Annotated in this window: 22 protein-coding genes and 4 tRNA genes; 16 read left to right on the top strand and 10 right to left on the bottom strand. The window is 55.0% G+C overall.

What is annotated here, in order from left to right:
- Nucleotides 1–5: 5 nt before the first annotated feature.
- Genes II896_07955 through II896_07945 form a run of 3 tightly spaced genes read right to left on the bottom strand, consistent with a single transcriptional unit; the run spans nt 6 to nt 1,527 of the window.
- Entirely contained in the window at nt 6–722 is a 717-nt protein-coding gene (locus II896_07955) for a hypothetical protein (protein ID MBQ4444563.1), read from the bottom strand.
- Nucleotides 719–1,009, bottom strand: coding sequence for a TfoX/Sxy family protein (locus II896_07950; GenBank protein MBQ4444562.1), 291 nt, complete (start codon nt 1,007–1,009; stop codon nt 719–721). Before II896_07950 ends, II896_07955 begins: the two co-directional genes overlap by 4 nt.
- An 11-nt stretch (nt 1,010–1,020) precedes the next feature.
- The gene (locus II896_07945) at nt 1,021–1,527 is read right to left on the bottom strand and encodes an HD domain-containing protein (protein ID MBQ4444561.1); all 507 of its coding nucleotides are present in this window, start codon (nt 1,525–1,527) and stop codon (nt 1,021–1,023) included.
- A gap of 154 nt (nt 1,528–1,681) precedes the next feature.
- Between II896_07945 and II896_07940 the strand changes: the two genes are divergently transcribed.
- Nucleotides 1,682–1,756 (top strand) — tRNA-Gly (locus tag II896_07940).
- A gap of 466 nt (nt 1,757–2,222) precedes the next feature.
- On the top strand, nt 2,223–2,966 hold the full coding sequence (locus II896_07935) for a class I SAM-dependent methyltransferase (GenBank protein MBQ4444560.1): 744 nt from the start codon (nt 2,223–2,225) through the stop codon (nt 2,964–2,966).
- A gap of 520 nt (nt 2,967–3,486) precedes the next feature.
- Here the strand turns inward: II896_07935 and II896_07930 are convergent.
- Nucleotides 3,487–4,209 carry a folate family ECF transporter S component gene (locus II896_07930; protein MBQ4444559.1) on the bottom strand — a complete coding sequence of 241 codons (723 nt, stop codon included), beginning with the start codon at nt 4,207–4,209 and terminating at the stop codon, nt 3,487–3,489.
- A gap of 209 nt (nt 4,210–4,418) precedes the next feature.
- Entirely contained in the window at nt 4,419–5,942 is a 1,524-nt protein-coding gene (locus II896_07925) for an oligosaccharide flippase family protein (GenBank protein MBQ4444558.1), read from the bottom strand.
- Nucleotides 5,943–5,991: 49 nt separating this feature from the next.
- Between II896_07925 and II896_07920 the strand changes: the two genes are divergently transcribed.
- Nucleotides 5,992–6,264 carry a LysM peptidoglycan-binding domain-containing protein gene (locus II896_07920; protein MBQ4444557.1) on the top strand — a complete coding sequence of 91 codons (273 nt, stop codon included), beginning with the start codon at nt 5,992–5,994 and terminating at the stop codon, nt 6,262–6,264.
- A gap of 79 nt (nt 6,265–6,343) precedes the next feature.
- On the opposite strand, the gene II896_07915 is transcribed toward II896_07920, so the two are convergent.
- Nucleotides 6,344–10,456: a hypothetical protein gene (locus II896_07915; protein ID MBQ4444556.1), complete on the bottom strand. Its 4,113-nt coding sequence runs from the start codon at nt 10,454–10,456 to the stop codon at nt 6,344–6,346.
- 104 nt (nt 10,457–10,560) lie between these two features.
- Here II896_07915 and II896_07910 point away from each other — a divergent pair, with 104 nt between their 5' ends.
- From II896_07910 to rny, 13 genes are all read left to right on the top strand, one after another.
- Nucleotides 10,561–11,028: a sulfite exporter TauE/SafE family protein gene (locus II896_07910; GenBank protein ID MBQ4444555.1), complete on the top strand. Its 468-nt coding sequence runs from the start codon at nt 10,561–10,563 to the stop codon at nt 11,026–11,028.
- Nucleotides 11,016–11,420, top strand: a complete 405-nt coding sequence (locus tag II896_07905; GenBank protein ID MBQ4444554.1) for a sulfite exporter TauE/SafE family protein — start codon at nt 11,016–11,018, stop codon at nt 11,418–11,420. The genes II896_07910 and II896_07905 overlap by 13 nt, the downstream gene beginning before the upstream one ends.
- A gap of 118 nt (nt 11,421–11,538) precedes the next feature.
- Nucleotides 11,539–12,249 (top strand): nucleotidyltransferase family protein, encoded by a 711-nt coding sequence (locus tag II896_07900; protein MBQ4444553.1) that lies wholly within the window; start codon nt 11,539–11,541, stop codon nt 12,247–12,249.
- 160 nt (nt 12,250–12,409) lie between these two features.
- Nucleotides 12,410–14,068 carry a ribonuclease J gene (locus II896_07895; protein MBQ4444552.1) on the top strand — a complete coding sequence of 553 codons (1,659 nt, stop codon included), beginning with the start codon at nt 12,410–12,412 and terminating at the stop codon, nt 14,066–14,068.
- A 47-nt stretch (nt 14,069–14,115) separates the two neighbouring features.
- Complete coding sequence (locus tag II896_07890; GenBank protein MBQ4444551.1) at nt 14,116–15,297, top strand: hypothetical protein; 1,182 nt, start codon at nt 14,116–14,118, stop codon at nt 15,295–15,297.
- Between the two features lie 9 nt (nt 15,298–15,306).
- Nucleotides 15,307–15,843 carry a peptidylprolyl isomerase gene (locus II896_07885; protein MBQ4444550.1) on the top strand — a complete coding sequence of 179 codons (537 nt, stop codon included), beginning with the start codon at nt 15,307–15,309 and terminating at the stop codon, nt 15,841–15,843.
- Nucleotides 15,843–17,147, top strand: a complete 1,305-nt coding sequence (locus II896_07880) for a DUF512 domain-containing protein (GenBank protein MBQ4444549.1) — start codon at nt 15,843–15,845, stop codon at nt 17,145–17,147. The genes II896_07885 and II896_07880 overlap by 1 nt, the downstream gene beginning before the upstream one ends.
- The gene (der, locus tag II896_07875) at nt 17,140–18,459 is read left to right on the top strand and encodes a ribosome biogenesis GTPase Der (protein MBQ4444548.1); all 1,320 of its coding nucleotides are present in this window, start codon (nt 17,140–17,142) and stop codon (nt 18,457–18,459) included. The genes II896_07880 and der overlap by 8 nt, the downstream gene beginning before the upstream one ends.
- A gap of 88 nt (nt 18,460–18,547) precedes the next feature.
- Complete coding sequence (locus II896_07870; GenBank protein ID MBQ4444547.1) at nt 18,548–19,813, top strand: aminotransferase class I/II-fold pyridoxal phosphate-dependent enzyme; 1,266 nt, start codon at nt 18,548–18,550, stop codon at nt 19,811–19,813.
- A 12-nt stretch (nt 19,814–19,825) separates the two neighbouring features.
- Nucleotides 19,826–20,644: a bifunctional hydroxymethylpyrimidine kinase/phosphomethylpyrimidine kinase gene (locus II896_07865; GenBank protein MBQ4444546.1), complete on the top strand. Its 819-nt coding sequence runs from the start codon at nt 19,826–19,828 to the stop codon at nt 20,642–20,644.
- Between the two features lie 122 nt (nt 20,645–20,766).
- Nucleotides 20,767–22,239: a stage IV sporulation protein A gene (gene spoIVA, locus II896_07860; GenBank protein ID MBQ4444545.1), complete on the top strand. Its 1,473-nt coding sequence runs from the start codon at nt 20,767–20,769 to the stop codon at nt 22,237–22,239.
- A gap of 201 nt (nt 22,240–22,440) precedes the next feature.
- Nucleotides 22,441–23,064, top strand: a complete 624-nt coding sequence (locus II896_07855; GenBank protein ID MBQ4444544.1) for a helix-turn-helix domain-containing protein — start codon at nt 22,441–22,443, stop codon at nt 23,062–23,064.
- 229 nt (nt 23,065–23,293) lie between these two features.
- Nucleotides 23,294–24,871 (top strand): ribonuclease Y, encoded by a 1,578-nt coding sequence (rny, locus tag II896_07850; GenBank protein MBQ4444543.1) that lies wholly within the window; start codon nt 23,294–23,296, stop codon nt 24,869–24,871.
- Nucleotides 24,872–25,033: 162 nt separating this feature from the next.
- On the opposite strand, the gene II896_07845 is transcribed toward rny, so the two are convergent.
- The 4 genes from II896_07845 to II896_07830 form a co-directional block, all read right to left on the bottom strand.
- Nucleotides 25,034–25,582: a shikimate kinase gene (locus II896_07845; protein ID MBQ4444542.1), complete on the bottom strand. Its 549-nt coding sequence runs from the start codon at nt 25,580–25,582 to the stop codon at nt 25,034–25,036.
- A 221-nt stretch (nt 25,583–25,803) separates the two neighbouring features.
- A tRNA-Lys gene (locus tag II896_07840) sits at nt 25,804–25,879 on the bottom strand.
- A 5-nt stretch (nt 25,880–25,884) separates the two neighbouring features.
- Nucleotides 25,885–25,959, bottom strand: a tRNA-Gly gene (locus II896_07835).
- A 26-nt stretch (nt 25,960–25,985) separates the two neighbouring features.
- Nucleotides 25,986–26,088: transfer RNA gene (locus II896_07830), tRNA-Gly, on the bottom strand.
- Nucleotides 26,089–26,125 lie beyond the last annotated feature (37 nt).

Here is a 26,125-nt window from a genome sequence, read left to right as displayed (position 1 = left end):
GTGAATCAATAGCCGAGTAGGGAAGCGAGTACGGGGGTAATGGCGTCGGTGAGGACGGTATAGCCCTCGTGCGTGAAGTGCCCGCCGTCCACGGTGTATTCGCGTTTCATTTCGCCCGTGGTGACGTCAAAGAGAGGGGTGTAGAGGTCTACGAACGTATAGCCGTACAGTTGGGCGTACCGCTTGATATAGGCGTTGGTGTAGGCCGCAAGTTGATTGTTGTACGCCCAATAGTCCGCCATAGATGTGAGCGAAAGAAGGACGATCTTCGTGTCGGGGATATTGGTTTTGAACCCTTGCAGAATAGACTCGTAATTGTCCAGCATCGTGGCGAGATTGTTGACGCCTATGAGCATGACGGCCACCTTGGGTTTGACTTGATAGACGGAGACGTCCAGCCGATTCTCGAGCCCCACGGTTGTGTCGCCGTTGATGCCGCGGTTGAGAGTGACGTATTGGGGGTAGTAGCGCGCGAGGTCGTAGCCGTCGGTGAGACTGTCGCCCAAAAAGACGACGTCAATTTGCCGCCCCGCGTTCTCGGCGTTTTGGGTGGCGAAAGACTCGACTTTGGCGTTGTAGTAGTCGTTGAATATCTTGCGGTATTGCTCCGTGCGCTCTTGCTTGGGACGGTAGGACGCGAAATACCATATAAGGACCGCGGTGCCCGCAAGGACGAGGACGCATAGGCATATAAGGAGAATAAATAGAGGTTTCTTTTTCATTTCTTTCGAAGGTCTTCGATGGCACAAGTGACGCATTGCACGAGAAAATCCCTATCGTCGGCATCCATCAGGTACATCGGCTTGGCCCCGTCGTAGGGAATGGACGAGGGGAGATTCTTCGCCGCGTTGGACGGCGTGATTTTGAGGAGAAGTCGGTCGTCGTAGACGCCGCCCCATAAGGTGCCGTCGGTGTAGAGAAGATACTCGCCCATCATCTTGCGATGGGTGACCGAAAGGGGGGATAGCTGATCCAGACAGTATTGCAAATAATCTTGTGTGGCGGGCATGGCGTGACTCCTTATTCGTTCAGTTGGCGGATATAATCCGTTTGCGCTTGGGATCGCGTGTAAAACTCGTCGTATAACCCGCCACAGGCGAGCCCGTGCGTTTCGTAGACGCGGGCTTGCTCGACGGCGTCCGCCTTGTCGAGGGCCTTGACGAATTGCGCCTCGGGGGAGACGCCCTCTTCGAATTCCAACCAAAGAGAGAGTATCTCGGGCATATCGTAGGCGGCGGCGATGCGCCGAATGGCGGACAGTTCCATCTCGTATTTTTCTTCGCGCGAAACGTTGTCGCAGGGCGTGATGTCGCCAACGTCTATTTCGCCGAGTTCGTGGTAGGCGATCATCTTGACTACTTTGAGTTGGTCGAGGGGCATATCCTTGCGCGCCATAATGCGGAGCGCGACCAAAAGCATGGAGAAAACGTGCTCGGCATCGCTCTCTACGCGCCCATTCACGTGGCGATAAAGCCAGCCCGTGCGCAGTAGGGTCTTGAGTTTGAATAATTCTTCGTAGAAGTCCATATAATACCTTCCTTGGCGTCGGTTCACCGCCTATATTATATATGACCGCGCGGAAATTTGCAAGAGGTTAGCGCTCTGCGGCAAAATGTTTGGGAAATCGACGCTTTCTCCATTGACAAACGAAACGGTTTAGGGTATAATAGAAAGGCAATATGCGGAAGTCGCTCAATGGTAGAGCGCTGGCTTCCCAAGCCAGTTCCCGCGGGTTCGATTCCCGTCTTCCGCTCCAAAAAAGGCACGCAAGAAGCGTGCTTTTTTTTGAAGCCTTGACGGTAATCGAACCCAAGGGTTCGCGCCTCGCAAAGCTTCGGCCCCCCAGGGCGCAAATCGATTGCGCTCCGCTTAGGCTACCGACACCGCACCGTGGTGTCGGCTTAACGCCACGCGCCCGTCTTCCGCTCCATGAAAGAAACCCGATTTGTCTACCAAATCGGGTTTCTTTCAGTTATATTCGCCTGTGGCGAGTGATATTGGGCTTCGCCCAGTTATATTCGCTTCGCGAGTGATATTGGGCTTCGCGCAGTTTGGAGGCGAATATAATATAACTTCTCGCGTCAGCGAGAAATATAACTGTCCCGAAGGGACAATATCACTGCGCCGCAGGCGCAATATCACTTGATAATTTCACATTTTTATGTTATAATGAACCGTGAAAAGAACTCAACAAATCGGGATTTGGGAAGGATGTTACTGTTATGGCAAAGCAGAATATTTATGATAATGAGATTTTTTTTAGCGAATACAGAAAACTTCGGGAGCGTGAAAATAATGCAAACAACCTGTTTGAAATACCGACACTGATCTCGTTGCTTCCTAAGCTAGAAGGGAAAATAATTCTTGATCTTGGCTGTGGATCAGGCGAGCGCTGCGTTGATTATATAAAGCGTGGGGCGGTCAAAGTTACCGGTGTTGATATTTCAGAGAAAATGTTGTCTGTAGCTCAAAGCGAAAATAGTGATCCTCATATTACTTATCTTAAAATGCCTATGGAAGATATTGATGCAATAAACGAAACTTTTGATGTGGTGATCAGTTCGTTGGCCTTCCATTATGTCGAGGATTTTCAGGGGGTAGTAAGAAACGTTTCCAGATTAATAAAAAAGAGCGGTAGCTTCATTTTCTCCCAGGAGCACCCGCTTGTTACCTGCTATTCTGGTACGGGCGACAGATGGACGCGTAATGAAAACGGCAAAAAACTTCATGTAAATATATCTAATTATTGTGTGGAAGGAAAAAAAGAATCCAAATGGTTTGTTGAAGGTGTTCAAAAATATCACAGGATGTTCTCCACAATTGTGAATACACTATCTGACAACGGCTTTATGATACTTAAGATGGAAGAACCTTATCCGACAGAGGAGATTTTAAGGAAGTATCCTGAATACTATGATCTTTATCATAAGCCGGATTTTCTTATTATAAAAGCTGTAAAGCTATAGAATAATTCCGGATTGTAGAGGCAGTAGGCGCGTATCTTTTAGGTGGTTTTAGCTTGGAAATGTATCTTTTAGGCGCTCTTAGACAAAAAAGGCACGCAAGAAGCGTGCTTTTTTGAAGCCTTGACGGTAATCGAACCCAAGGGTTCGCGCCTCGCAAAGCTTCGGCCCCCGGGGCGCCCGTCTTCCGCGCGAATCGCGCTATTGACAAATGGGAAAATCGTGCTATTAGTATTAGCAGAATAGGAGGTATGAACTATAAGCAAAACCTTTTTTGATATAAAAACGGATAATTGCGGTATATCGGTCGGCGGGCATACCTACGTGAACGACGCGGGTAACGTCCTCGTGGAGGTGTGCGACGGCGTGGCGATAGACGTCGATACGGGGGCCGTGCATCCCATCGCTACCTTCGGTACGGACGACGACGAGGATTAGCGCAAGATAGCATAGTAAAAACGAGAAAATATAGAAAAACCGCGTGCATTTCGCAAGGAAGCACGCGGTTTTTGCTTCGTTGGGGTTATACTCTGCAATACAGCACGCCGATAAGGACGGCGACCAAGATGACGCCCGTGACGATGGTGGCCGCGAGGAAGGGGTTGAGATAATCTTGGCATAGCACTTGCTTGACCGTGCGCCGAGGGCGCGGCGCGGGGGGCACGTCCTCGTCCTTGCGCTCCTTGATCTTTTGAATGACCGAGGTGGGCGAAACGCGCAACACGCGGGACAGGACGGGGTAGAGGACGAGCGAAAGCCCGAGATTGATAGCCCAAACGATGGTCTGCAAGGGCAGGCGCGCGAGCATATATACCCAATAGGTCTTGGACGCGCGGGCGTAACTGAACCACAGGGCAAAGGTGTTCCAGAACACGGTGACGACCACGTAGGTGACCACGAAGGATACGACCGTCCAAAGAGGCGGATAGAGATCCTTTTTGACCTTGGCGCGGCGCGAAAGGAGTTGGATAAGCCCGGGGAGAAGACCGACGAGCACCGAACCCACCAAAATGAGGGGGTTGGGCGAATAACCCTTGACGAAACAGCCCACGATGTCGCCTATGCCGCCTACGAGCGCGCCTACCAGCGGGCCGAAAAAGTGCCCCGCGATGAAACACACGGTATAAGTAAACGTGACGGAGTGCGTGCCCGTATCCAAGGCGAAAGAGTTGGTGACGATGCCCAATGCGACCAAAACGGCCGAGAAAGCCACGTCGCGCGTGGTGAGTAAAGTGCGTTTTTTCATATAACCCTCCAAGCAAAGGAAGGTCCATTGACGTGCAACGGACGCGACGCCGCACCGCAGGGCGTACCATTTCGTTTGCAAGCAACATCCCATCTTGCAACACTCAAACGCGCGGCGTCTACTTTGCACTATCAGTATAGCACTATGCTATGACATAATGCAAGGAAAAAGCGGTGGATAAGCGATTTATCGGGAATATACGCCGCTTTCTATCCTTGCGCGGAATGGCGCTTGCTCTTCTTGCGGCGATCATGCAAACGCAGAAAGTCGAAGACGACCTGCACGTTGAACGACTTGGTGAGAAGTACCAACGCGACGTACAGTACGCCTGCCGTAGCGCCGCAGATGATCGTGGACGCCAAGAGGTTGGCGTTCGAGAGCCATAGCCGCATGAGTGTGGTGAGCGCGGTGATGAGCACGCTCCCCGCCGCTATTTTGAGGAAGGGTTTGGCAAATGCCATCGCCGTGTAGCCTTTGCGGGCAAGCACCAAGAAGTTGGCGGTGAAGGAGACGAGGAAGAACGCCGTTTGCGCGACGGCGAGGGCAAAAACGCCCAATACGGCGGGTAAAAACCACAGGCAAAGTCCCATAGCGGCAAGTCCCAAAAGGCTGTTGAAGAAGCATTTGAGTTCCAATCTGAGGGAGTTGAGGGCCGTGTTGGTGAGTTGGGCCAAGGTGAGCGGAAAGACAAGCCCCGCCGCGAACGTGACGAATTCGCCCGCCGCTTGGTTGCCGTAGATGAGAGTGCCCAACTGCGTGCCCAACGCGGCGTAGACGATGAAGAAAAAGGATGAGATGAGTAGGACGTAGTGCATCCCCGTATCAATCTTTTTGGCGACGTCGCCGGGGCGACCGCCCACGTTGAGACGGGCGAGTTCGGGCAATAGCACGACGGACAGCGAGGATGTGACGGCAAGAGGGGCGAAGAGGAGGGGGTAGGCCATGCCTACGGCTTCGCCGTAAGCGGCGGTGGCACCCGCGACGGTCATACCCGCCGCGACCATACGGTTGGGCAATACGACGGCCGTAAAGGTGGCGGCAAGCGCGGTGAAAAGGCGCATCAAGGTGATGGGGGTACTGCTCTTGACGATAGGCGCAAGGGGCGCGGGGCGCGCAAGACGACCGCGGAAGACGAGATAGAGCACGACCAATAGGATAAGCGTGGCGACGTCGCCCACGAGGAAGGCCGCGGCCAGCGTTTCGCCGCCCGACAGCGCCACGTATCCGCCGTACATAACGAGCAAAACGACTACGACGTTGACGATTTCCTCGAAGGTTTCGGTGACGGAATAGGCGACGTAGTGCTTGCGCCCCATCATAAAGGCGCGCAGTACGTTGTAGACGCACGTGCTGAACGTGGCGGGCAACATGATGAGCACCACCTTTTCGGCGCGTTGGTCGGCGAATAAGCCCAAAATGGGGTGGCGGAGAAGAATAAAGAGCCCCACCGTAAGGGCGTTGACGGCGAGGGCGAGCAGTAGCCCCGTCGATACGGTGGAGAAGGCTCGGCGGTCGTCCGTCGTTTCGGCAACACGGCGCGATACGGTGAGCGGAATGCCCGACGAGGGTATCATGGTGAGAAGGCCGAAAACGGCCGTACCCATGCCGAACAGCCCCAAAGCCTCCGCCCCCAATGTGCGCGAAAGGAATACCTTGAAGAGAAAGGCGATAAGGCGGGTGACTAAGGAAAAGCACATGACGATGATGGTGGTGTTGGCAACGGTCTTTTTCACGATATACTGTATGTCGGCGGTGCGGCATATAGTATGATGAGGTGAAAAAATGATAATTTCGGTCAAAAAAGGAGAGAACATTGCGTCGCTTGCCGCACGATACCATACGACGGTCGACCGCATAGCCGAACTGAACGCGTTGGAAGACGCGGCGTTGTATGCGGGGCAGCGGCTATGGGTGGAAGGGTACCTTATGCATACCTGGGCGCCGTACGACACCGTGGAAAACGTGAGCGCACGCTACGCGGTGCGCAAGGAAGACGTGGGGGAGGGGGGCGCGCCGCCAAGAGTAGGCGAGCGCGTGCGGATACGCATACGATAGAACGCGCGCAAAGGAATTGCTCGCGGCACAAAAAAAGCACCCTGCGGTGAAGCAGGGTGCTTTGGTTTGAAAACGGGGATTAGTCTTTGAACTCGTCGTCCGTCTTCTTCTCGTCCTTGGTGGACTTGGCGTTCGCATTCTCGTCGCCGTTGTTGCGGTCGTAGTCGACGTCTTTCTTGGTGCGCTTCAACACCTTCTTGGGCATAAAGCGACGGATAAGCCATACGACGATAACGATAATGAGGATGCCGGCGATGACGATGGAAGTGATGTAGAGCCACAGGAGAGAAGAGTCGGTCTTTTCGGGCTCTTTCTCATTCTCTTCATCTTTCTTTTCGTCCTCGGGATCGCTGGAGTAGTCGTCCGAGATGCGCACGGCCTTGGCGGAGAGTTGATAGCGGTCGGCACCGGCGGCTTTGACGTCGTTGCCCGCTTCGTCCTTGGTGACTTCGTTCTCGGCGTTGAGAACGTACACCTTGGCGTACTCGGTGTTGAAGGCCTCGGCGGTGATTTGCTCGAAGGTGACGTTGTCGAACAAGGCGGTACCTCTGACGGCTTGCGAACCGTCCACACCGGCCTCGAGGGCGGACATACCGAGCATCAACTGAACGTACGCCGTGACGGAAGTGGACTTGGCGTTCTGCAAGTAGAAGGAGAGACGCGTCCAAGCGCTACCTTTCGCTTCGTAGACGTTTGCGCCGTCCGCCAAGACGTAGTTGCCGGCCTCGTCTACTTTGTAGACGTGCTCGCTGTTGAAGGCGAGGTCGAAGTTGTCGTCACCGACGGAAACGCGCACGCGGGCAAATTCACCCTCGGCGATATTGAAGGTGCGCGCGTCCAAGGTGAGCGCGTAAGCGGTCTTGGAAGCCAAGGTGAGGGAAGCGCTCTTGTAGTTGTAGTAGCCCGCCTCCTGGTTGTTGATGACCAAGACGCCGTTGCCCAAGTCGGCACCCGCGGTGAGGCCGGTGGCGTCGAACACGTTGGCGGCGGTGAGTTCCTTCTCCTCGATGGACTGGGTTTCGGTCTTCTCGTTGCCTTCCTCATCCACGGTCTTCACTTTGTCTTTGTACTCCAACTTGGTCGTGGTGTAGTTGCGGTTGTAGATGCCTTTGACCCTGGCGTTGTCGGAGGAGCCGCTACCCGTCCAGGAAGTGGGCTCAACGGGCTCGGTGGAAGTGGTGGCCTTCTCGAAGGTCTCGGTGGTGAAGTTGGCACTGTCCGCGCCGTTGTCCACGAATGCCGCGTAGACGTCCTCGTCAATGGCGTAGCAGGTGAAGGAGTCGGCGAAGATGACGCCCTGATAGGTGGGCTTGTCCGCGTCGGCGGCGTTCTTGTCCTCGGAGTAGTTGCCGAGGTAGACGTTGATGGTGGCGGAGACCGAGCCGAAGCTGCCCGTGCGGACGGCGAAGCAGATCTCTTCCCAAGCGCTCTCTGCGACGGGAGTGGTGGTAACGGTGCCGTCTTCGGCGGTCTTGACGCCGAAGTCAACGACGACGCTTTCTTTGTTGCCCGTCGTGGAGAACTCGATTTGGCCCCTCGTGCCTATGGCACGAACGTAGCAACGAATGATATAGTATTTGTTGGTGCTGAGGCTTATGGAGCTGTTGTTGAGCACCTTGACGGCTTTGACGGCCTCGTCTTTGGTGGTGTAGGCCATGAAGACGTTGGGCGCGCCGAAGTCCACGTTGTAGTCGCGTTTGACGTCCTCGGCAACCGAATCCGCCCAAGCGTTGTACACCTCGCCGAAGTCGTATTGGGTGAGCGTTCTCAATTCGTCCACGAAAGCGGTTTGGGTGACGTTGAGGATGCCGGCGTTGACGTTGGCGGCCGAAGTGACCGTCCAAGAAGAGGGCTTGTAGAGACCTTTTTGCGTGCCGTCCGCATTGACCTTGTCGGCGTCGTAGGTGACTACGTCGAATTTGCTGTCGGCGAAAGCACCGCTCGTGGAACCGCTGGACGCGGCGAACGAATAGGACTTGCTGTAGGTCGAATTGGAGGAGTGGTCGGAATACTCGCTCTCGTCGATTTGTTGCATATTGACGTTGGCGATGAAGACCTTACCGGCCAAGAACTCGTCGGTGTCGAAGTTGTTGCCCGTGCCGAAGGTGATGAGGATATAGACCTCTTTGTTGTCGCCCGTGGCGGTGTTTTCGGTGACGAGGTTGCTACCTTTGACGTAGAACTCCAACTGCTCGTAGCCGTTGACGCCCTCGATCTCGTTCTCGTAGGAAGCGGTATTGACGGTGCTGAAACTGGACAAAGCGGTATCGCCGTCCGCGTTCATCAAAGCCACGGTGATGCCTTTCTCGCTGTCAATGTCGGCGGTCTTCACCCAAACGGCCACGCGATAGAAGAGGTTGGCCTTGATTTGGACGGTGCCCTCGGTGCGCACGCGATAGGCGCTGGGGTTGACGTTGTTGATCATCAACACGGGGTTGAAGGTGTGGGGCGCCAAGGGGTTGGCGTCCAAAGCGTAAGTTTCTTTCCACCAAGCGGCGTCTTTGTCCGCGTTGGCGACGGTGTCGATGACGGCGGTCTTGACGTCGGCGGCGGTGTCACGCACGCCGTTGACGGCCTCGAGCGTCCAACCGTTGGTGCCGTCTTGGAAGTTGCCGTTGGCGATAAGTTCCTCGGCGTTGTCGGCCATATTGACCACCAAAGCGCGACCGTCGGCGGTGGCGACGAACTCTTGGCAAGCGGCAATGGCGGCCTCTCTCGTGGCGTAGTCCAACGGGGTGAGGGTGAGGTTGTCGAAATAGACGGTGCCGCTGGCGCGGGTCGCGTCGTCCATACCGCCTTTACCAAGCCACAACTCGACGTTGACGTCTTTGTAGCGCGTGGCGGAACCGATGACGTAGAAGGTGTATTTCTTCCAAGTCTTTTGGGTGTCGATATTGTTGAAGGCGAAATCGCCGAAACCGCTGAAAATGACGTTGGCACCAAAGGTGGTGTGGTCTTTGTCGCTATCGAGGTCGGTGGCCTCGCGGGCGGTCATGGCTTCGGTGACCTCGGCCGCGGTGTTGAGGTCGGTGTACACCCACACGCTCAAAGCGTAGGCGGTGTTGGGCGCGATGTGCATCTTCATCGTGTTGGTGAAACCGTAGGAAGTGTAACACTCCTCCAAGAGTTTGGCACCGGCGGGGGACAACGCGAAGTCGTTGCTGATGGCGAGGATCTTCCCGTCCGAGGACAAGCCGTCCTTGACTTCCTCTACGTCATAGGGGGTCTTGACGTTGTCGGCGGTGAGAGATGCGGCGTCGTTCCAGGCGGCCCAACCGTCGGCGTCCGTGGTGACGATGCCCGAACGGACGTAGGTGCTGTTGGCGTTGCTACCGTTGCCTTTGCCGCTATTGCCCGACCAAGTGGCGGGCGTCTTGACGGCGGAAGTGTCTGTGCTGTTGATGAAGTTGCCGTCGGGTACGAGCATACTGTACGCCGCGGTCTTGGCCGCGTCGGTGAGATCGGCCTCGGCGTATTGGGCGGCCGTGATCTTCTCGGCAACGACGTTGTCGAAGAAGACGTAACCCGCGGAGGGGTTGCCGTCGATGCCCAAGGACAAGGCTACGTTGACCTTTTGCTCGGACGCTTGCGAGGCGGCGACGTACAAAGTAATCGTTTGCCAGCCGTCGGTCTCGGCGAAAGGTCCGAATTGATGATAGACCGAACCCGTGAAGGTGACGTAGGCACCGCTACCTGCGGAAACGCCGACTTCGCCGCTCTTGACCAACAACTGCACCGAATACTTGTAGTAGGCGCCGATGGTCGTGGTAAGTTGCGCGGTGGGCTTGTACGTGTATACGGTAGCCCCGCTGTTGTAGATTAACATTACGTGGTTGTTCTCCTCCGCTTCGGGCACGTTGCCGGGGTAGGCCAGATTGTTCCACTTGCTCATAGCCGCGTTGTAGTCGGCTTGCTTCATGGGAACGACGCCCGCAACGGTGTCGACGGTAGAGTCGGACGTGGAGCCCGACCAAGAAGTCGCCGTGTTGGGGGCGGAGCCTTCGCCGAATTGTTCGAACCTGCCGTTGCCGACGAGGAGAGACTCGGTTTCTTTGGTCTCTTCCGCTTTGGTCTCTTCGGTCGTACCGGAAGGCTCTTCGGTTTTGTTCTCGCCGCAAGCGACAGCCACTAAACAAAGGCTGAAGCAAATGGTGAGGACAAGCAATACTGTCAATAAATGTTTGAATTTCATGTCGTTTGACCACCTTTTTGTGATTGTTTACTATTTTGTCACGCGTGCACACGCAAGCATAGACCAATACATTTTAATATAAACGTCCAAATAAATCAAATTAATTGAGCCTCTTTTTTGATAATTTCACACAAAAATTAGTAATTTTTGGCATATATTTCACCGTTCGAGACACAATAGCCTTGATGAACGCGGAGAAAAAGAGCAACTTGAAACGAGCGGCCCTGGTGCTGTCGGGCGTGCTGATAGGGGCGTTGAACGGGCTTTTGGGCGGGGGCGGCGGTATGGTGACCGTGCCCGCTTTGCACTATCTTGGCGGTTTGCCCACCAAGAAAGCGCACGCGACGGCCATCGGCGTAATGTTGCCTTTGTGCGTGCTGAGCGCGGTGACCTATACGTTGTCGGGCGTGCATCGGTGGGCGTTGGGCGGCGTTTCCGCCCTGACCGTGACGGTAGGGGGCGCGATGGGCGCGTTGTTGCTTGCCCGCTTGAAAAACGGCGTGGTCGCCTTGCTCTTTTACGCCTTGATGACCTTGGCGGGCGTTTTGGGTATCGTCAAATGGTTTGGCTGATCGTAGCGGGGCTGGTCGCGGGCGTTTTGGGCGGTATGGGTATGGGCGGCGGCACGGTGTATATCCCCATCCTGACGCAGGGGCTTAGCGTGCCGCAACACCTTGCGCAATGGCTCAATCTGGTGGCGTTCGTGCCCATGGCGTCGGCGTCTTTGGCCGTGCACGCCAAGCATAAATTGCTGGATAAGAAAGGCTTTCGGACGCTATTGGCGCCGTCTTTGGCGTCCGCCGTGGGGTTTTCGCTGTTGGCGGTCAAATTGTCCGCCGCCGTATTGGGGGTGATCTTTGCGTTCTTCCTGGTGGCGATGGGGCTTGCGGGCCTCGGCGTGACCGTGGCGGGGCTCGTGAAGAAGCGTCTGAACGACAAACCGCACGAGCCGAAAGACCTGTGAGCAAGACGGCGGGCGGCCGCGCCGAGGTCGCCGTCCGCACTTTGAAAACGCGCAAAAGTGCGTGAATGCACGGGGAAACGCGATATTTGCCGACGGATACATAAGCAAGGAGGTATGTATGAAAGGTGTGATAATGGCAGGCGGAAGAGGCAGTCGATTGATGCCTTTGACCAATCATTTGCCCAAGCCCTTGGTGCCCATTTTGGACAAGCCGGTGATGTGGTATATCGTGAGGCGGCTTCGCCTTGCGGGCGTGACGGATATAGCGGTGACGCTGGGGTATATGGGGGATAAAATAGTGGAGGCATTCGGCGACGGCGCGGAAATGGGCGTGCGCTTGCACTACTTTCGAGAGGAGAAGCCCTTGGGAACGGCGGGCGGCGTGAAAAACGCGGCGTCCTTTCTCGACGAAGACTTTTTGGTGGTGTCGGGCGACGCCTATACCGACTTTGACCTCGGGGCGTTGGCGGACTTCCATTACGAAAAGGGCGGATTGGTAACCATCGCTTCCTATCGGGTGGAAAATCCCTCGCGCTTCGGCGTGATCGTCGCCGACCAAAACGGGTTGGTGCGCTCGTTCGAGGAAAAACCGCTACACCCGACGTCGCGCCTGGTGAATACGGGTATCTACGTTTGCGACCGCCGTTTGCTACACTTCGTGCCCGACGGATTCGTGGATTTCGCCAAGGACGTTTTCCCCGCGCTATTGGGGAATCTGTACGCGAAAGAGTGCGCGGGATTTTGGTCGGATATCGGCACTTTGCCCACCTATTACGAGACCAATCTGCACGTGGTGACGCAACGACAAGTCGCCGCGGACGCGTTGTAAGCGACGCCAAACGCAGGCGAAAAACGTAGCGAAAGGGCGGGATTCGACAAAATAATCGGGGATTCCGTCCTTTTTGCACGCAAAAAGAGGTGAAATGACTTGCCAAGACCGCCGAATAATTGTATAATAATTTAGTTTATTACAATTATGGAGTGAAGCATTGGCTAAATTGAAAAGCGTTACCGTCGGCTTTTTGGGCGGTGTAGGCGAAATCGGCAAGAACATGACGGTCTTGGGTTTCGGCAATAAATACATTATCGTGGACGCGGGGCAGTCCTTCCCCACGGAGGACACGCCGGGTATCGATTACGTGATACCCGATTCGACGTTCATTCGGGAGAACTACGCGAATATCGTAGGTCTTTTTCTTACGCACGGGCACGAGGACCATATCGGCGCCGTGCCTTACCTTTTGGAAGAATTCGACCTCGCCGTGTACGGCAGCGACCTGACCATCGCCTTGGTGCAGAGCAAGTTGGAAGAGCGCGGTGTGAAGAGCCGCAAACTGCACGTGGTGAAGGCGGGCGACGTGACCGTATGCAATCCCTTCCGCGTGGAATACGTACACGTCTGCCACTCGATAGCGGGTGCGTTCGCGTTGTCCGTGGCGACGCCTGCGGGCGTGGTCTTCTTTACGGGCGACTACAAGTTCGACTACACGCCCCCCGAGGGCGGGTTGACCGACATTCCGCGTTTGTCGCGTATCGGCGACAAGGGCGTATTGTTGATGCTGGGCGAGAGTACCAACGTGGAGCGCGAGGGTAGCACGGTCAGCGAGCGTATGGTGGGGGAGAACTTCGACGTGCTTTTCGACGACAATATCGGCAGACGTATCATCGTGGCCACCTTCGCCAGCAACGTCAACCGTTTGCAACAAATCATAGATACCGCCGTCAAATACAAGCGCAAAGTGGCCTTTGGCGGCAGAAGTATGGTGAAGATAGCCGAAATAGGCCGACAACTCGGGCTGTTGCACGTCGCCAACGAGAATATCGTGGATATCGACAAAATCAAACGGATCCCCGACGGGGAGTTGGTCGTGGTGAGCACGGGCAGCCAAGGAGAGCAGATGAGCGCCTTGTCGCGTATGGCGATGGGCGAATACAATAAGATAAAGTTGGGCGGTAACGATACCGTCATCATTTCGGCAAGCCCCATTCCCGGCAACGAGCGCTCGGTGTACTCGGTGATCAACAACCTGTGCCGCTTGGGCTGTCAGGTGGTGTATCACACCCTGAAAGATATCCACGTATCGGGGCACGCGCATAGGGAAGAGTTGAAGTTGATGCTGTCTTTGATACGCCCCAAGATGTTTATTCCCGTCCACGGCGAATACCGTCACCTGACCATGCACGCCGACCTCGCCGAGACCATGGGCGTGTCGCGGAAGAATATATTGATACCCGAGATAGGTATGTTGGTGCGCGCCAACGCCCGCAGCGTCAAGCAAGTAGGCACTATCGCGGCGGGTAATACCTATATAGACGGCGCCGAATCGGGCGAGGACAGTATGGAGTCCATCATCCGCGACCGTCGCAAGTTGGCCAGCGAAGGTATGGTGCTGGTGTTCGTGAGCATTCGCTTGACGGACGGTACTTTGGTGGGCGCGCCCGAAGTGATGCTGCGCGGCGTCGCGGCGGCGGAAGATTTCGCGGGCGCCGTGAAGACGGATATACAGCAGTTGATGGCCAAGGAACGCTACAAGGACGCGGACAAGCGCAGCGCCTTGAAAGCCAAGATTGCCCGCGCCGTGCGCAACCGCGCAAGGCAGTCCATCCATTCGGTGCCCATGGTGGTGCCCGTCGTGGTGGAAGTGTAACGACACGCAAAAGGAAATTCGTGTAAAACACGAATGGGGAGTGTACGATGGAAGTAAGGTGGAACAAACACGTCGTGATATTGTACGATAAGGACACGGACGAGCCGGTAGCGGACGCCCTGAAGTTCTACATACAACAGGAGTTTCGCCCCTGCGACGTTATTTTGGTGGATCACGCCGCCTATACCAATACGGTCATTCGCCGCGCGCAGGACGCCGCCAAATGGTTCGTCGTGCGCCACGCAAGACGTCTTTTGCACCTCTATTCGGAGAACCGAGAAGCCAAGGCTTTGCAGAATATCAAAGAGCAAAACAAAAACAAATACGCCAAAACGAACGACAAAGAAAACAGGGATATCGAGGTGGGTAGAGTGCTGAACGTATTTAAACGCTTCGACCCCGTGATGGTGATATGCACGACGCCTTACGCGTTGAATTTGGCGCTAAGAGCCAAAAATCTGTACGGCAAGCCCGTGGGCGTGGTGGGCGCGGTGACCGATTTCGCCCTCGATCCCACCTTCGTCCGATTGGACGCGGACGGGTATTTCGTGGAAAACCCCGAGATAAAACAAAACCTCGTAAAGTTCGGCGTGGATATGGACAGGATCTCCGTCATAGGTATGCCTTCGCTCAAAATCGACAACGGCATGACCTTGGCGGATAAAAAGCACCTCTTGGGCATCGGGGACGACCTGCCCGTGGTGGTGGTGAACGGGGGAGAATACGCCACGGATACCATGCGCGAGGACGTCGAATTGCTGATGCGCAAAAAAGAGAACTACAACCTCATCATCATCACCGCCAACAAGACCTTGCGCCGCCATTATATGGAGTTGCCCGAGTTCAAGGCGGGCGTGCTCATCAACGACAAGTTGGACGACAATATCCTGGACGTCGCCGATATATTGGTGACCGTACCCCAAAGCAAGCCCGTATTCGCCGCCTTTATGCGCGGTGTGAGCGTGGTGGTGACTACGGCGGTGACGCAACACGAGCACGAAGTCCGTCGCTATCTGGTGAAGCGGGCGCTGGTCATTCCCAGCCGCACGCCGATGGAGACCTTGTTCGCCGTGGACGAACTCCTGGTGGACGTGGAGCGGCGGCAGGAATTCCATTCGCGCGGGGTGACCTACGCGAGTATGAGCCTGTCGGATATCGTGAATATCGCGCCCCAACTGCGGCACGAAATGAATTTGAGAATAGAAGGCGGCGGCACACCGCCGCAATAAGGAGATATTATGAGAACGTTTGCCACTATCGAATTGGAAGACGGGCGCAAAATTCGCTGTGAATTATTCCCCGAATACGCCCCCATCACCTGTGAAAACTTCGTCAAGCTCGCCAACGAGAACTTCTACAACGGCTTGATCTTTCACCGCGTGATCGACAGATTTATGATACAAGGCGGCGGTATGACGCCCGCGTTGGAGGCCAAATACACGCCCTCTATCAAGGGTGAATTCCGCTCAAACGGCGTCAAAAACCCCGTGAAGCATACCCTCGGCACTTTGTCTATGGCGCGTACCAACGTGCCCGACAGCGCGTCGTCGCAATTCTTCATCTGCGTCAACAAATGCGACTTTTTGGACGGCGAATACGCGGCGTTCGGTCGAGTGGTGGACGACGAAAGTATGAAAGTGGCCATCGCCATCAGCAAGGTGGCTACGACGAGCAAGGTGATACAGACCAAGTTGGGATATCCCGCTCGCTACGACGACGTGCCCGTGAGGGATATCGTCATCAAGAGGGTGTATATACAGACCTTTGAAGAATAATGCCGTTATCCGTTACGAAAGTGCACTTTATGTCGGCGGCGTTCCGCGCGGGACTACGCAAAGGCGACGTCATTGCGGCGTTCGACGGCTATCCCTACCAAGACGCATTGGACTTTGCCTATTACGACGGGCAAAGTGAGTTCGACGTTACCTTCCTTAGGGAAGGTAAGGAGCACAAAGCACACCTTCGCAAAGAGGATTATCAGCCGATGGGTATCGAATACGAATCGGTGGATATGCCCATCAAGCCGTGCACCAACCGCTGTATATTCTGCTTCGTGGAACAATGTCCCAAAGGAATGCGGCCTTCGCTGTACGTCAAGGACGACGACTACCGCACCTCGTTCGCGTGCGGCTCGTACGTGACCTTGAGCAACCTCAAAGAGGAAGACGTAGAGCGCATATTGCGCCTGGGGCTGTCGCCCCTCTACGTGTCCGTGCACGCCTACGACCCCGACGTCAAGAAATTGCTGTGCGCCAATCCCCAAAGCACCAAAGTGTTCGAGTATATGCGGCGGTTTGCCGAACGCGGGATAGATATGCATACGCAAATCGTGATGGTGGAGGGGATAAACGACGGCGAGGTGCTACGCGAAACCCTGGTGAAATTGTACGAGTTGACGCCGCACGTGCGCTCGGTGGCCGTGGTGCCTGTGGGATTGACCGAACACCGCGAAGGGTTGTACCCCTTGCACCCCGTCGGCAAACGGTGCGCGGCGGAGACCGTGCGTATGGTCGAAGAGATGCAGGCGATGTGCGTGGAGGCCCTCGGCACGCATTGGGTGTGGTGCTCGGACGAGATGTATATATTGGCCGACCTGCCTATGCCCAAGTACGAGACCTACGAGGACTTCGTGCAGATCGAGAACGGCGTGGGTATGGTGAGCACGTTTTTGCGGGAAGCGGACGAAGCGTTGGCCGCCAATCCCCGATTGTCGGGCAAATATACGCTGGTGACGGGCGTGGCCTTTGCGGGAATACTCGAAGGCGTCGTCAAACGCATCGCCGACGGGGGGCAACCCGTCGAATTGGACGTAGCCGTCGTCAAAAACGATTGGTTCGGCAAAACCGTGACGGTGGCGGGACTGCTGACGGGCGGCGATATCGTAAAACAGTTGAAGGCGCGGGGCTATCACAAAGACGTGATATTGCCCGATACAACCTTGAAAGAGTTCGAATCCGTGCTGTTGGACGGCATGAGCGTGGTCGATCTCGAGCGCGAATTGGATTGCAGGATACATATATGCGAGGGCGGCGGAGACCTCATCGGGATCCTCGCCCATAGGAAGGAAAGAAATGAGTAACAAATTGGTAGCCGTGGTCGGCCGCCCCAACGTGGGCAAATCGACCTTTTTCAATCAGGTGGCGGGCAAGCGTATTTCCATTACGCTGGATATGCCCGGCGTGACGCGCGACCGTATCTACGCCGACGTGGAGTGGTGCGGGCATTCTTTCACTATGATCGACACGGGCGGCATCGACGTGAAGAGCGATGACGTTATGTGGCAACACATCAAACGGCAGGCGGAGTTGGCCGTGGATATCGCGGACTGCATCGTATTCATGGTGGACGGCAAGCAGGGCATCGTGTGGGACGATTATCGCATCGCCACCTATCTGCGCCATACGCAAAAACCCGTCGTGCTGGTGGTGAACAAGTTGGACAATCCGGGCGAAACGCCCTACGATTTCTACGCCCTCGGGCTGGGCGATCCGTACGGCGTGAGCGCCGAACACGCCAAGGGCATCGGCGACGTGCTGGACGCCGTGGTGGAGGCGCTGGGTACGACGGCAACGCCCGAAGACAAGGAAGAAGGACTCAAAATCGCCGTGGTCGGCAAGCCCAACGCGGGCAAGAGCAGTCTGGTCAACAAATTGCTGGGCGTAGACCGCAACATCGTGACGGATATAGCGGGCACTACCCGAGATTCCATCGACAGCACGCTGAAACGGGGGGATAAGACCTACACCCTCATAGATACGGCGGGTATGCGCAAGCAAAAAGCCGTCGGCGAGGACGTGGAATATTACTCGGTGATGCGGGCTTTGGCTAGCGTGCGCCGCGCGGACGTGGTGCTGTTGGTCATCGACGCGCAAACCGAGATCACCGAGCAGGACGTGAAGATAGCGGGCTATATCCACGCCCAAGGCAAGCCGAGCGTGCTGGTGATCAACAAGTGGGACGTCATCGAAAAAGACAACGATACGGTCAACCGCTACAAGAAGATTTTGTCCAACAGCCTCAAGTTTATGGATTACTACCGCGCGGTGTTCGTGTCCGCTTTGACGGGACAGCGGGTGGAGAAGATCCTCGGCGAAGCCGAGATCGCCTACCAAAACGCCTGCAGACGGGTGTCGACGGGGACCTTGAACGACGTTATCGCCGACCTCATCGCCGTCAACGAACCGCCCACAAAGAACGGCAGAAGACTGAAAATATACTACACCACGCAGACGGATATCTGTCAGCCGACGTTCGTCATGTTCGTCAACGACGAGACCTTGATGCATTTCAGTTACAAGCGGTATCTGGAGAACGGCTTGCGTAAAGCGTTCGACTTTTCGGGCACGCCCATCAAGTTGGTGCTACGCAACAAGCAAGAGGAACAACTGTAAATTGTGCGAAATATGCGCGAAGTCGGTCATTCGTTTGACACTCGTCGCGTGAAAGTTATACAATGACTATATACAACGGAGGAATATAATGGACTATTCGACGATGAGCCGCGAGGCATTGCAAAGCAGTTTGGCAAACGCTAGGAAAAGGCATAATCTGTTGGTAAAAGAGAAATTGAATCTCGATTTGTCGAGAGGAAAACCCTCTCCCGAGCAGTTGGACCTGTCTATGCCCCTTCTCAATATTTGCAATTCCACTTTCAAATCGCCCAAGGGCGCGGATTACCGCAACTACGGCTATTTGGACGGCGTGCCCGAGTTGCGCGAAGTGCTGGCCGATATCCTGTCGGTCAACAAGGAAAACGTGATGGTCGGCGGTAGCAACAGCCTCAACCTGATGTACGACGTGCTGTCGCGCGCTTATTGCTTCGGCGTGTGCGGCTCGACGCCTTGGTGCAAGCTGTCCGAGGTCAAGTTCATTTGCCCCGTGCCCGGCTACGACCGCCACTTCACCTTGCTGGAACAATTCGGTATACAGATGATTTCGGTGCCGTTGGACGAGAACGGGCCGGATATGGACCTCGTGGAGGAGTTGGTCGCGGGCGACCAGAATATCAAGGGTATGTTCTGCGTGCCTCGGTTCAGCAATCCCACGGGTATCGTCTACTCGGACGAGGTGGTGACGCGCTTGATGAATATGCGCACCGCCGCCACCGACTTCCGCATCTTTTGGGACAACGCCTATTTCGCGCACGACCTGTATCCCGACGCGCCCAAACTCAAAAACGTGTTTTGCGAGGAGAATCCCAACATAGATAGGTTCTATATGTTCGTTTCCACGTCCAAAATCACCTTCGCTTCGGGTGGCATCAGCGCGTTGGTGTGTTCGGACAAAAACTTCGTGTCTATGCACAAGATGCTGTCTGCGCAGACCATCAATTATGACAAAATCAACCAGTACGCGCACGCACAGTTCTTGCAATCCGCCGAGAATCTGCGCGTACATATGGAAAAGCACGCCGCTATCCTGCGCCCCAAGTTCGAGGTGATCATCGCGGCGTTGCGAGAGACGTTTGACGGCTGCAAAGCCGTCAAGTGGACGGAGCCGAAGGGCGGCTATTTTATCACCATCACCACCTTGCCCAAAGTGGCGCACCGCGTCATCGAATTGTGCCGCAAGGCGGGCTTGAAATTGACCGAGGCGGGTTGTGCGCATCCGTTGCACCGCGACGATATGGACAGCACTATCCGCGTGGCGCCGAGTTACGCGCCGATGGAAGAACTGGACCTTTGCGCTAAGGTGTTGGTGACAAGTTTGGAATACGCGACTCTGGAGGAGTTGTGCAAAAAATAGGAGGAGTTCGGTATGAAACAGGTCGTAGTGTTTAACGATATCGCAGGTATTGCCGCGTGCACCTTGGGAGTGGCTATGCCCATCCTTTCGGTGTGCGATTGCAAAGCGTATCCTGTCCCGACCGCGGTGTTTTCTTCTTCTACCCGCGTAGCGGGCGTTCAATTTGCGTCACTTAGCGAGTTTTTGCCCAAAGTGGCGGCGCATTGGGCGACTTTGGACTTTGCGCCCGACGCCGTGCTGACGGGCTGTTTCGCCGACGATAAGGGCGTCGAAGCCGTTTTGCCCGCGGTGGAGCGTTTGAAAAAGGCGGGCGCTTTTGTCATGGTGGATCCCGTGATGGGGGACGACGGCCGATTGTTCGCTTCGGCCGAACACGTCGAAGCGTCCTTGCGGTTGGTGCGCTTGGCCGACTTGACCTGCCCCAATTTCACCGAGTTTTGCGCGTTGACGGGCGCGGATTACGCCAAGTTGGACGGCGTGGAGTATGCGGAGAAAATCGCGTTTTTGCAAGGTCACGCAATGGCGTTGGGCGTCAAGCGCGTGGTGGTGACGGGTATCCGCAACGGCGACGAGGTGGCCAACTTCGTGTACGACGACGGACAAATCGACGTGTTTACGCATCCTTTCCACCATCAGGGCGTGTGCGGTACGGGCGATATGTTTTCCAATATCGTGCTGACGCGCGTGCTGTACGGCAAAGGACTTGCCGAGGCCGTGCGCTATGCGGGAGAATGGATCGCCGACTTGATGAAAGAATTGCCCGAAAAACCCGAATACGGTATGTATATCGGGGGCGAGCGGCTGTTGGCTTTGCGAAAGGGTATTCTATAAGTTCGTGCGCATATGCGCGCGTAAAAGGCGTCGGGTAATTTCCGACGCTTTTTTTTTGTGCCGCGGGGCGTTCTAACGCAAGGCGTTTCGTCATACATTGTAGCAAAGTTAGGGAGGACAAAATGGACACGAATAATTTGTATAACGATATTGCCATGCGTACGAACGGTGAAATTTACATCGGCGTGGTCGGCCCGGTGCGGACGGGTAAGTCCACGTTTATCAAAAACTTTATGGAATTGGCGGTTATGCCTCGTATCGAGGACGAAAACGAGCGCAAACGCGCCCTTGACGAATTGCCTCAGTCGGCGGACGGCAAAACCGTTATGACGACGCAACCCAAATTCGTGCCCGCGAAAGGCGTGGACGTGGCGTTCGGCGAAGTGCTGACGGCCAAGGTGCGCTTGATAGACTGCGTGGGGTATATGATCGACGGCGCGATGGGCGCTACCGAGGACGGGAAGGCGCGTATGGTCAAAACGCCGTGGCAGGCCGAGGAGATGACCTTCTCCGAAGCGGCCGAGTTGGGTACGCGCAAGGTGATACGCGACCATAGCACCATCGGGTTGGTCGTGACCTCGGACGGGGATATCACTGATTTGCCTCGCCCCGCCTACCTCGGCGCCGAGGGCAGAGTGGTGGACGAGTTGCAAAAGGAAGGCAAGCCTTTCGCCGTGGTGCTGAACACCAAGACGCCCAATGCGGCGGATACCTTGAAATTGCGCGACGCGCTGGCCGAACGATACGGCGTGCCCGTATTGGCCGTGGACGTGCTCAATATGAGCGAAAAAAACGTGGACGAAATCATGTCCGCGGTGCTTATGGAGTTCCCCGTCAAGCGCGTGGACGCCTTGTTGCCCGATTGGATGGCGGCGTTGGACGCCGATCACCCGCTGGTCTCGGCACAGTTCATTCGCTTGGCCGAGGCGACCGCGGAAGTGGTCAAAATGCGCGACGCCATGCGGATAGCGCCCCTCATCGTGGGGGAGGAAGTGGAGGATTGCACGATCGGTTGCGACCTCGGCACGGGTACGGTACGGCTGGAATACAAGATGCAACCGCAACTGTTTTACCACACGCTGGGCGATTGCTGCAGCCGAGAGATATCGGGCGAATTCGATTTGCTGTCCTATGTCAACGCCCTCTCGCGCGACGCCAAACAGGTGGCGCGTCTCAAAAAGGCGCTCGAACAGGTGGAGGAATGCGGCTACGGGTTGGTCGAACCCACCGAGGACGAGATGGAATTGGCCGAGCCCGAGATCATGAAACAGGCAGGGCGCTTCGGCGTGCGCCTGAAAGCGTCGGCTCCCAGCCTGCATATTATGAAGGTGGACGTGGAGACCGAGGTCAATCCCGTGGTGGGCAGCGAGCAGCAGAGCGAGGAGTTGGTGAAGTATCTCCTGAGCGAATTCGAGACGAATCCCAAGGGTATTTGGCAAACGAATATGTTTGGGAAATCCCTGTCGAGCCTGGTCAACGAGGGGTTGAACAACAAGTTGAACGCCATGCCCAAGGACGCGCCCAACAAGATGCGCAAGACGTTGGGGCGTATCGTCAACGAAGGCAAAGGCGGAATGATTTGCATATTGCTGTAAGCGCAAATAGACGGCGGGGCGCTCGAAAGAGCGACCCGCTTTTTTGTCGGCTTCCGTCGGGCGGCGTTTCGTCGGGGGAAAAGCGTCCATCTCTCTGTTTTTGTCTAAAAATACAATAAAAAGTTGTAAATTAGAGAAAAAATATGATAAAACCTCTTGCAAAATACAAATATTTATTGTATTATAATAGCGAGGTGTGTTATGAACGGAAGCATTTTGAAAAGAGAACGCAAGAAAAATCGCTTGACGCAAGCCGAAGTCGGCGAGAAATTGGGCGTGTCCCAACAGGCCGTCGCCAAGTGGGAAAACAATACCACCGAGCCGAAAGCGCAAGACCTTTTGGCACTCGCCGCCTTGTACGACGTGACCGTGGACTATTTGCTCGGGAAAGAAAGCGACAGGGATACGGGCGTGCAAGCCATCATTCAGGACGGGTTGCCCTATAAACGTCTGCCCGTGTTGGCGTCCGTGGCGTGCGGCGCACCCATCTACGCCGAGGACAGTTACGAGAATTATATCCTGCAAAGCATGGAGACTAACGCCGACTTTTGCGTGGTGGCGGAAGGCGACAGCATGATCAACGCCCGCATTTTCGACGGGGATTTGGTGTTCGTGCACAAGCAGGAGATGGTCAATAACGGCGAGATAGCCGTGGTGGCCATCGGCGAAGCCGCCACCATCAAACGCGTGTACTATTATGACAAGCAGAACAAGTTGGTGTTGATGCCCGAAAACCCCGCGCACGCCCCGTTGGTGTACGTGGACGACGAGTTGGAGAACGCGCGCATATTGGGCAAAGTTGTGTCCTTCTTCTCACGCGTGTAGCGGCAACGGTCGCGCCGAGGGGTTTTGTCAAAGGCGTTTTTCGATGGCTTCGAGGAGCGGATTGATTAACTTATGACAAAATATTCCGCGTTTTAACTAAATAATATTGACAATAATAGTTGAAGTAGAGTATAATCGAAACAGTTTATAATTTCTGCTTTCGCAGTATATTGTTACTTGAAATTTGAATATTAGGAGGTTGAACATGATTATCAGTATGGTTGCGACTATGCTGTTGTCTTCCGTCCCCGGTTGGGGTATCGCGCTTATTGCCATCGCAACGGCGGCAGTGGGTGTGGTAGGCGGATTTTTCGGATACAAAATGTTTGTAGGTAAGAAATTCAAAAGCGCCAAAGCGGAAGCCGAACGAATAGTCGAAGAAGGCAAAGTTGAAGCAAAAACGCTTCGTAAAGAAGCGCTACTCGAGGCAAAAGAAGAGCAACACAGGCTCCGCGCGGAAATCGAAAAGGAAAGCCGCGCCGCTCGCCAAGAGAACCAACGCACCGAACAGAGATTGGCCGCCAGAGACGACCAACTCAACAAAAAAGAGGAAGTGTTGGACAAAAAAGCGCAGGAATTGGACAATACGCGCGCCAAGCTCGCCGAAACCGAGCGTAACTTGGAGACCAAACGGGAGCAGTTGGACGTGCGTGAAGGTCAAATCGAAAGCGAATTGGAACGCGTGGCCGGTATGACCAAAGACGAAGCCAAAGCGGAGTTGGTCGCCGGTATGGTGGAAGAAGCCAAACGCGACGCGCTGAACGAGTGCAAGGCCATCGAAGCACAGGCCAAAGAAGAAGCCGAAAAGAAGGCCAAAGAAATCATCACGTTGGCGATACAGCGTTGCGCCACCGATCACGCGAGCGAAATGGCCGTGTCGGTCGTGGCCCTGCCCAACGAAGAGATGAAAGGCCGTATCATCGGTAGAGTAGGTCGTAATATCCGTGCATTGGAGAATGCGACCGGTGTGGATATCATCATCGACGACACCCCCGACGTAGTGACGTTGTCCGGATTCGATCCCGTGAGACGTGAGATTGCCCGCGTCAGTTTGGAAAAACTGGTCGCAGACGGCAGAATACACCCCGCCCGTATAGAGGAAGTGGTGGACAAATCCCGTAATGAGATCGAAAATCAAATGAAAGAAGCGGGCGAACAGGCTACTTACGATTCGGGCGTATATAATTTGCACCCCGAGTTGATCAAACTGCTGGGACGGCTGAAGTTCCGTACCAGTTACGGTCAAAACGTGTTGCAGCACTCGTTGGAAGTCTGCTACCTTTCGGGCGTGTTGGCCGCGGAATTGGGCGCGGATATCAAGATCGCCAAACGTGCGGGTTTGTTGCATGATATAGGTAAGGCCATCGACCACGAGGTCGAGGGTACGCACGTCGCGCTTGGCGTGGAATTGACCAAGAAGTTCAAGGAAAGCCCCGCCGTCGTACACGCTATTGAAGCGCACCACGGCGACGTGGAACCCAAGACGTTGGAGGCCATGATTGTGCAAATCGCCGACGCCATTTCGAGCGCCCGTCCGGGTGCGAGACGTGCGTCGTTGGAGAGTTACGTCAAGAGACTGGAAAGCATCGAGCATATCGCCAATTCCTTTGACGGTGTAGAGCAGAGTTATGCGATTCAAGCCGGCAGAGAGATCCGCGTTATGGTCAAGCCCGAGCAAGTCAACGATGAAAAAACCTACTTTATGGCTAAGGAAATCGCCAAGAAATTGGAAATCGAATTGGAATATCCCGGCCAAATCAAGGTTTGCGTCATTCGAGAGTTGCGCAGCGTCGAGTACGCCAAATAACACCATCAAATCAAAAAAAGAGATTGCCAAGAGGCAGTCTCTTTTTTTTTATGTGAAAATCAGGTTCGACGGTTTGCGACGATTGACGTAGGGGGTAGGCCGAAATGGCGGCGAGGGGTTCTATACGAACCGTGCTTCACTTGCATTCGTCGGCGGTCTTATCTATAAGTCAAATCTTTGTTTTATCATCAAGGCAACGTCGCTTGCCGAGAGGTCTGTGTTGTCGATACGCATATAATTGTCAAAGGGGATCTCTCCATCTTTGCTGATGAGGCGATAGTTTTCCTCGTGCTGCAAGCGCTCCATAGAGCGCTCTATATCGGCCTTTGACGGTTTGTTTTTGATCCGATTTTCGGTTACGTTTCGTAACATACGCACCTCTTTTGTGGCAATCAGCTCTACATAGTAGAACTGCGTACCGTATGGGTTGAAGATGTCCTTTACGTGTTCGATATAATCCCAATCGGACGAATGATCAAACGCCCACATATAGGTAAAAATCATTCCGTAGTTTTGAGAGGCCGCAAAGTTTTTGAATATAACCTCGCGCAACTCGTCTACGGCTTGCCCGTCGTAATAGCCGAAGATTTCGAGAACCGGCTCTATGGTCATGTGATTGTGAAAGAGGCGCAAATCCGTGATTTTGGTCAATTCTTGGCCTACGGTCATTTTGCCGACCGCACCGCTGCCGAAAATAAATACGAGTTTCATTCAGTTTCTCCTTATTCGTATATATTATAGCACATACCAAACGAATATTCGAACGTTTGGCGGGAGAATAGGGGGAGAAATGAATGCGGATCGGTGCGTAGAGTGCGGTTTGCGGGAATGATAGACGGCGATTGAGGGTAGGAAGTGGCGGGATACCGTCCGGCGGAGGGCGAGAATCCCTGTGGGGCAACAAAAAAGGCAAGCACAATGCTTGCCCGATTTGGTGCACCATCAGGGATTCGAACCCGGGACCCACTGATTAAGAGTCAGTTGCTCTACCAGCTGAGCTAATGGTGCATATTTGGAGCGGGAGACGGGATTCGGACCCGCGACATTTGCCTTGGCAAGGCAACGCTCTACCACTGAGCCACTCCCGCATGGAGTGTTTTCTGTTTTGTACTCGAGCGGGAGACGGGATGGCCATCGCTTTGGCTCGGCGTGCTTCCGCAACGAACCCGCGACATTTGCCTTGGCAAGGCAACGCTCTACCACTGAGCCACTCCCGCATGGAGTGTTTTCTGTTTTGTACTCGAGCGGGAGACG

It is taken from the genome of Clostridia bacterium (assembly GCA_017394805.1).
Classification (GTDB): Bacteria; Bacillota; Clostridia; order Christensenellales; family CAG-1252; genus RUG14300.
Note: the sequence above shows the minus strand (reverse complement) of the source record. Positions and strands in the feature narration are given on the sequence as shown.

Coding starts and splice junctions, on each gene's coding strand:
- II896_07905 (MBQ4444554.1), top strand. CDS start 11,016: ATGGTTTGGCTGATCGTAGCGGGGCTGGTCGCGGGCGTTTTGGGCGGT.
- II896_07880 (MBQ4444549.1), top strand. CDS start 15,843: ATGCCGTTATCCGTTACGAAAGTGCACTTTATGTCGGCGGCGTTCCGC.
- spoIVA (MBQ4444545.1), top strand. CDS start 20,767: ATGGACACGAATAATTTGTATAACGATATTGCCATGCGTACGAACGGT.
- II896_07915 (MBQ4444556.1), bottom strand. CDS start 10,456: ATGAAATTCAAACATTTATTGACAGTATTGCTTGTCCTCACCATTTGC.
- II896_07935 (MBQ4444560.1), top strand. CDS start 2,223: ATGGCAAAGCAGAATATTTATGATAATGAGATTTTTTTTAGCGAATAC.
- II896_07955 (MBQ4444563.1), bottom strand. CDS start 722: ATGAAAAAGAAACCTCTATTTATTCTCCTTATATGCCTATGCGTCCTC.
- II896_07945 (MBQ4444561.1), bottom strand. CDS start 1,527: ATGGACTTCTACGAAGAATTATTCAAACTCAAGACCCTACTGCGCACG.
- der (MBQ4444548.1), top strand. CDS start 17,140: ATGAGTAACAAATTGGTAGCCGTGGTCGGCCGCCCCAACGTGGGCAAA.
- II896_07885 (MBQ4444550.1), top strand. CDS start 15,307: ATGAGAACGTTTGCCACTATCGAATTGGAAGACGGGCGCAAAATTCGC.
- rny (MBQ4444543.1), top strand. CDS start 23,294: ATGCTGTTGTCTTCCGTCCCCGGTTGGGGTATCGCGCTTATTGCCATC.
- II896_07900 (MBQ4444553.1), top strand. CDS start 11,539: ATGAAAGGTGTGATAATGGCAGGCGGAAGAGGCAGTCGATTGATGCCT.
- II896_07920 (MBQ4444557.1), top strand. CDS start 5,992: ATGATAATTTCGGTCAAAAAAGGAGAGAACATTGCGTCGCTTGCCGCA.
- II896_07930 (MBQ4444559.1), bottom strand. CDS start 4,209: ATGAAAAAACGCACTTTACTCACCACGCGCGACGTGGCTTTCTCGGCC.
- II896_07950 (MBQ4444562.1), bottom strand. CDS start 1,009: ATGCCCGCCACACAAGATTATTTGCAATACTGTCTGGATCAGCTATCC.
- II896_07890 (MBQ4444551.1), top strand. CDS start 14,116: ATGGAAGTAAGGTGGAACAAACACGTCGTGATATTGTACGATAAGGAC.
- II896_07865 (MBQ4444546.1), top strand. CDS start 19,826: ATGAAACAGGTCGTAGTGTTTAACGATATCGCAGGTATTGCCGCGTGC.
- II896_07870 (MBQ4444547.1), top strand. CDS start 18,548: ATGGACTATTCGACGATGAGCCGCGAGGCATTGCAAAGCAGTTTGGCA.
- II896_07845 (MBQ4444542.1), bottom strand. CDS start 25,582: ATGAAACTCGTATTTATTTTCGGCAGCGGTGCGGTCGGCAAAATGACC.
- II896_07855 (MBQ4444544.1), top strand. CDS start 22,441: ATGAACGGAAGCATTTTGAAAAGAGAACGCAAGAAAAATCGCTTGACG.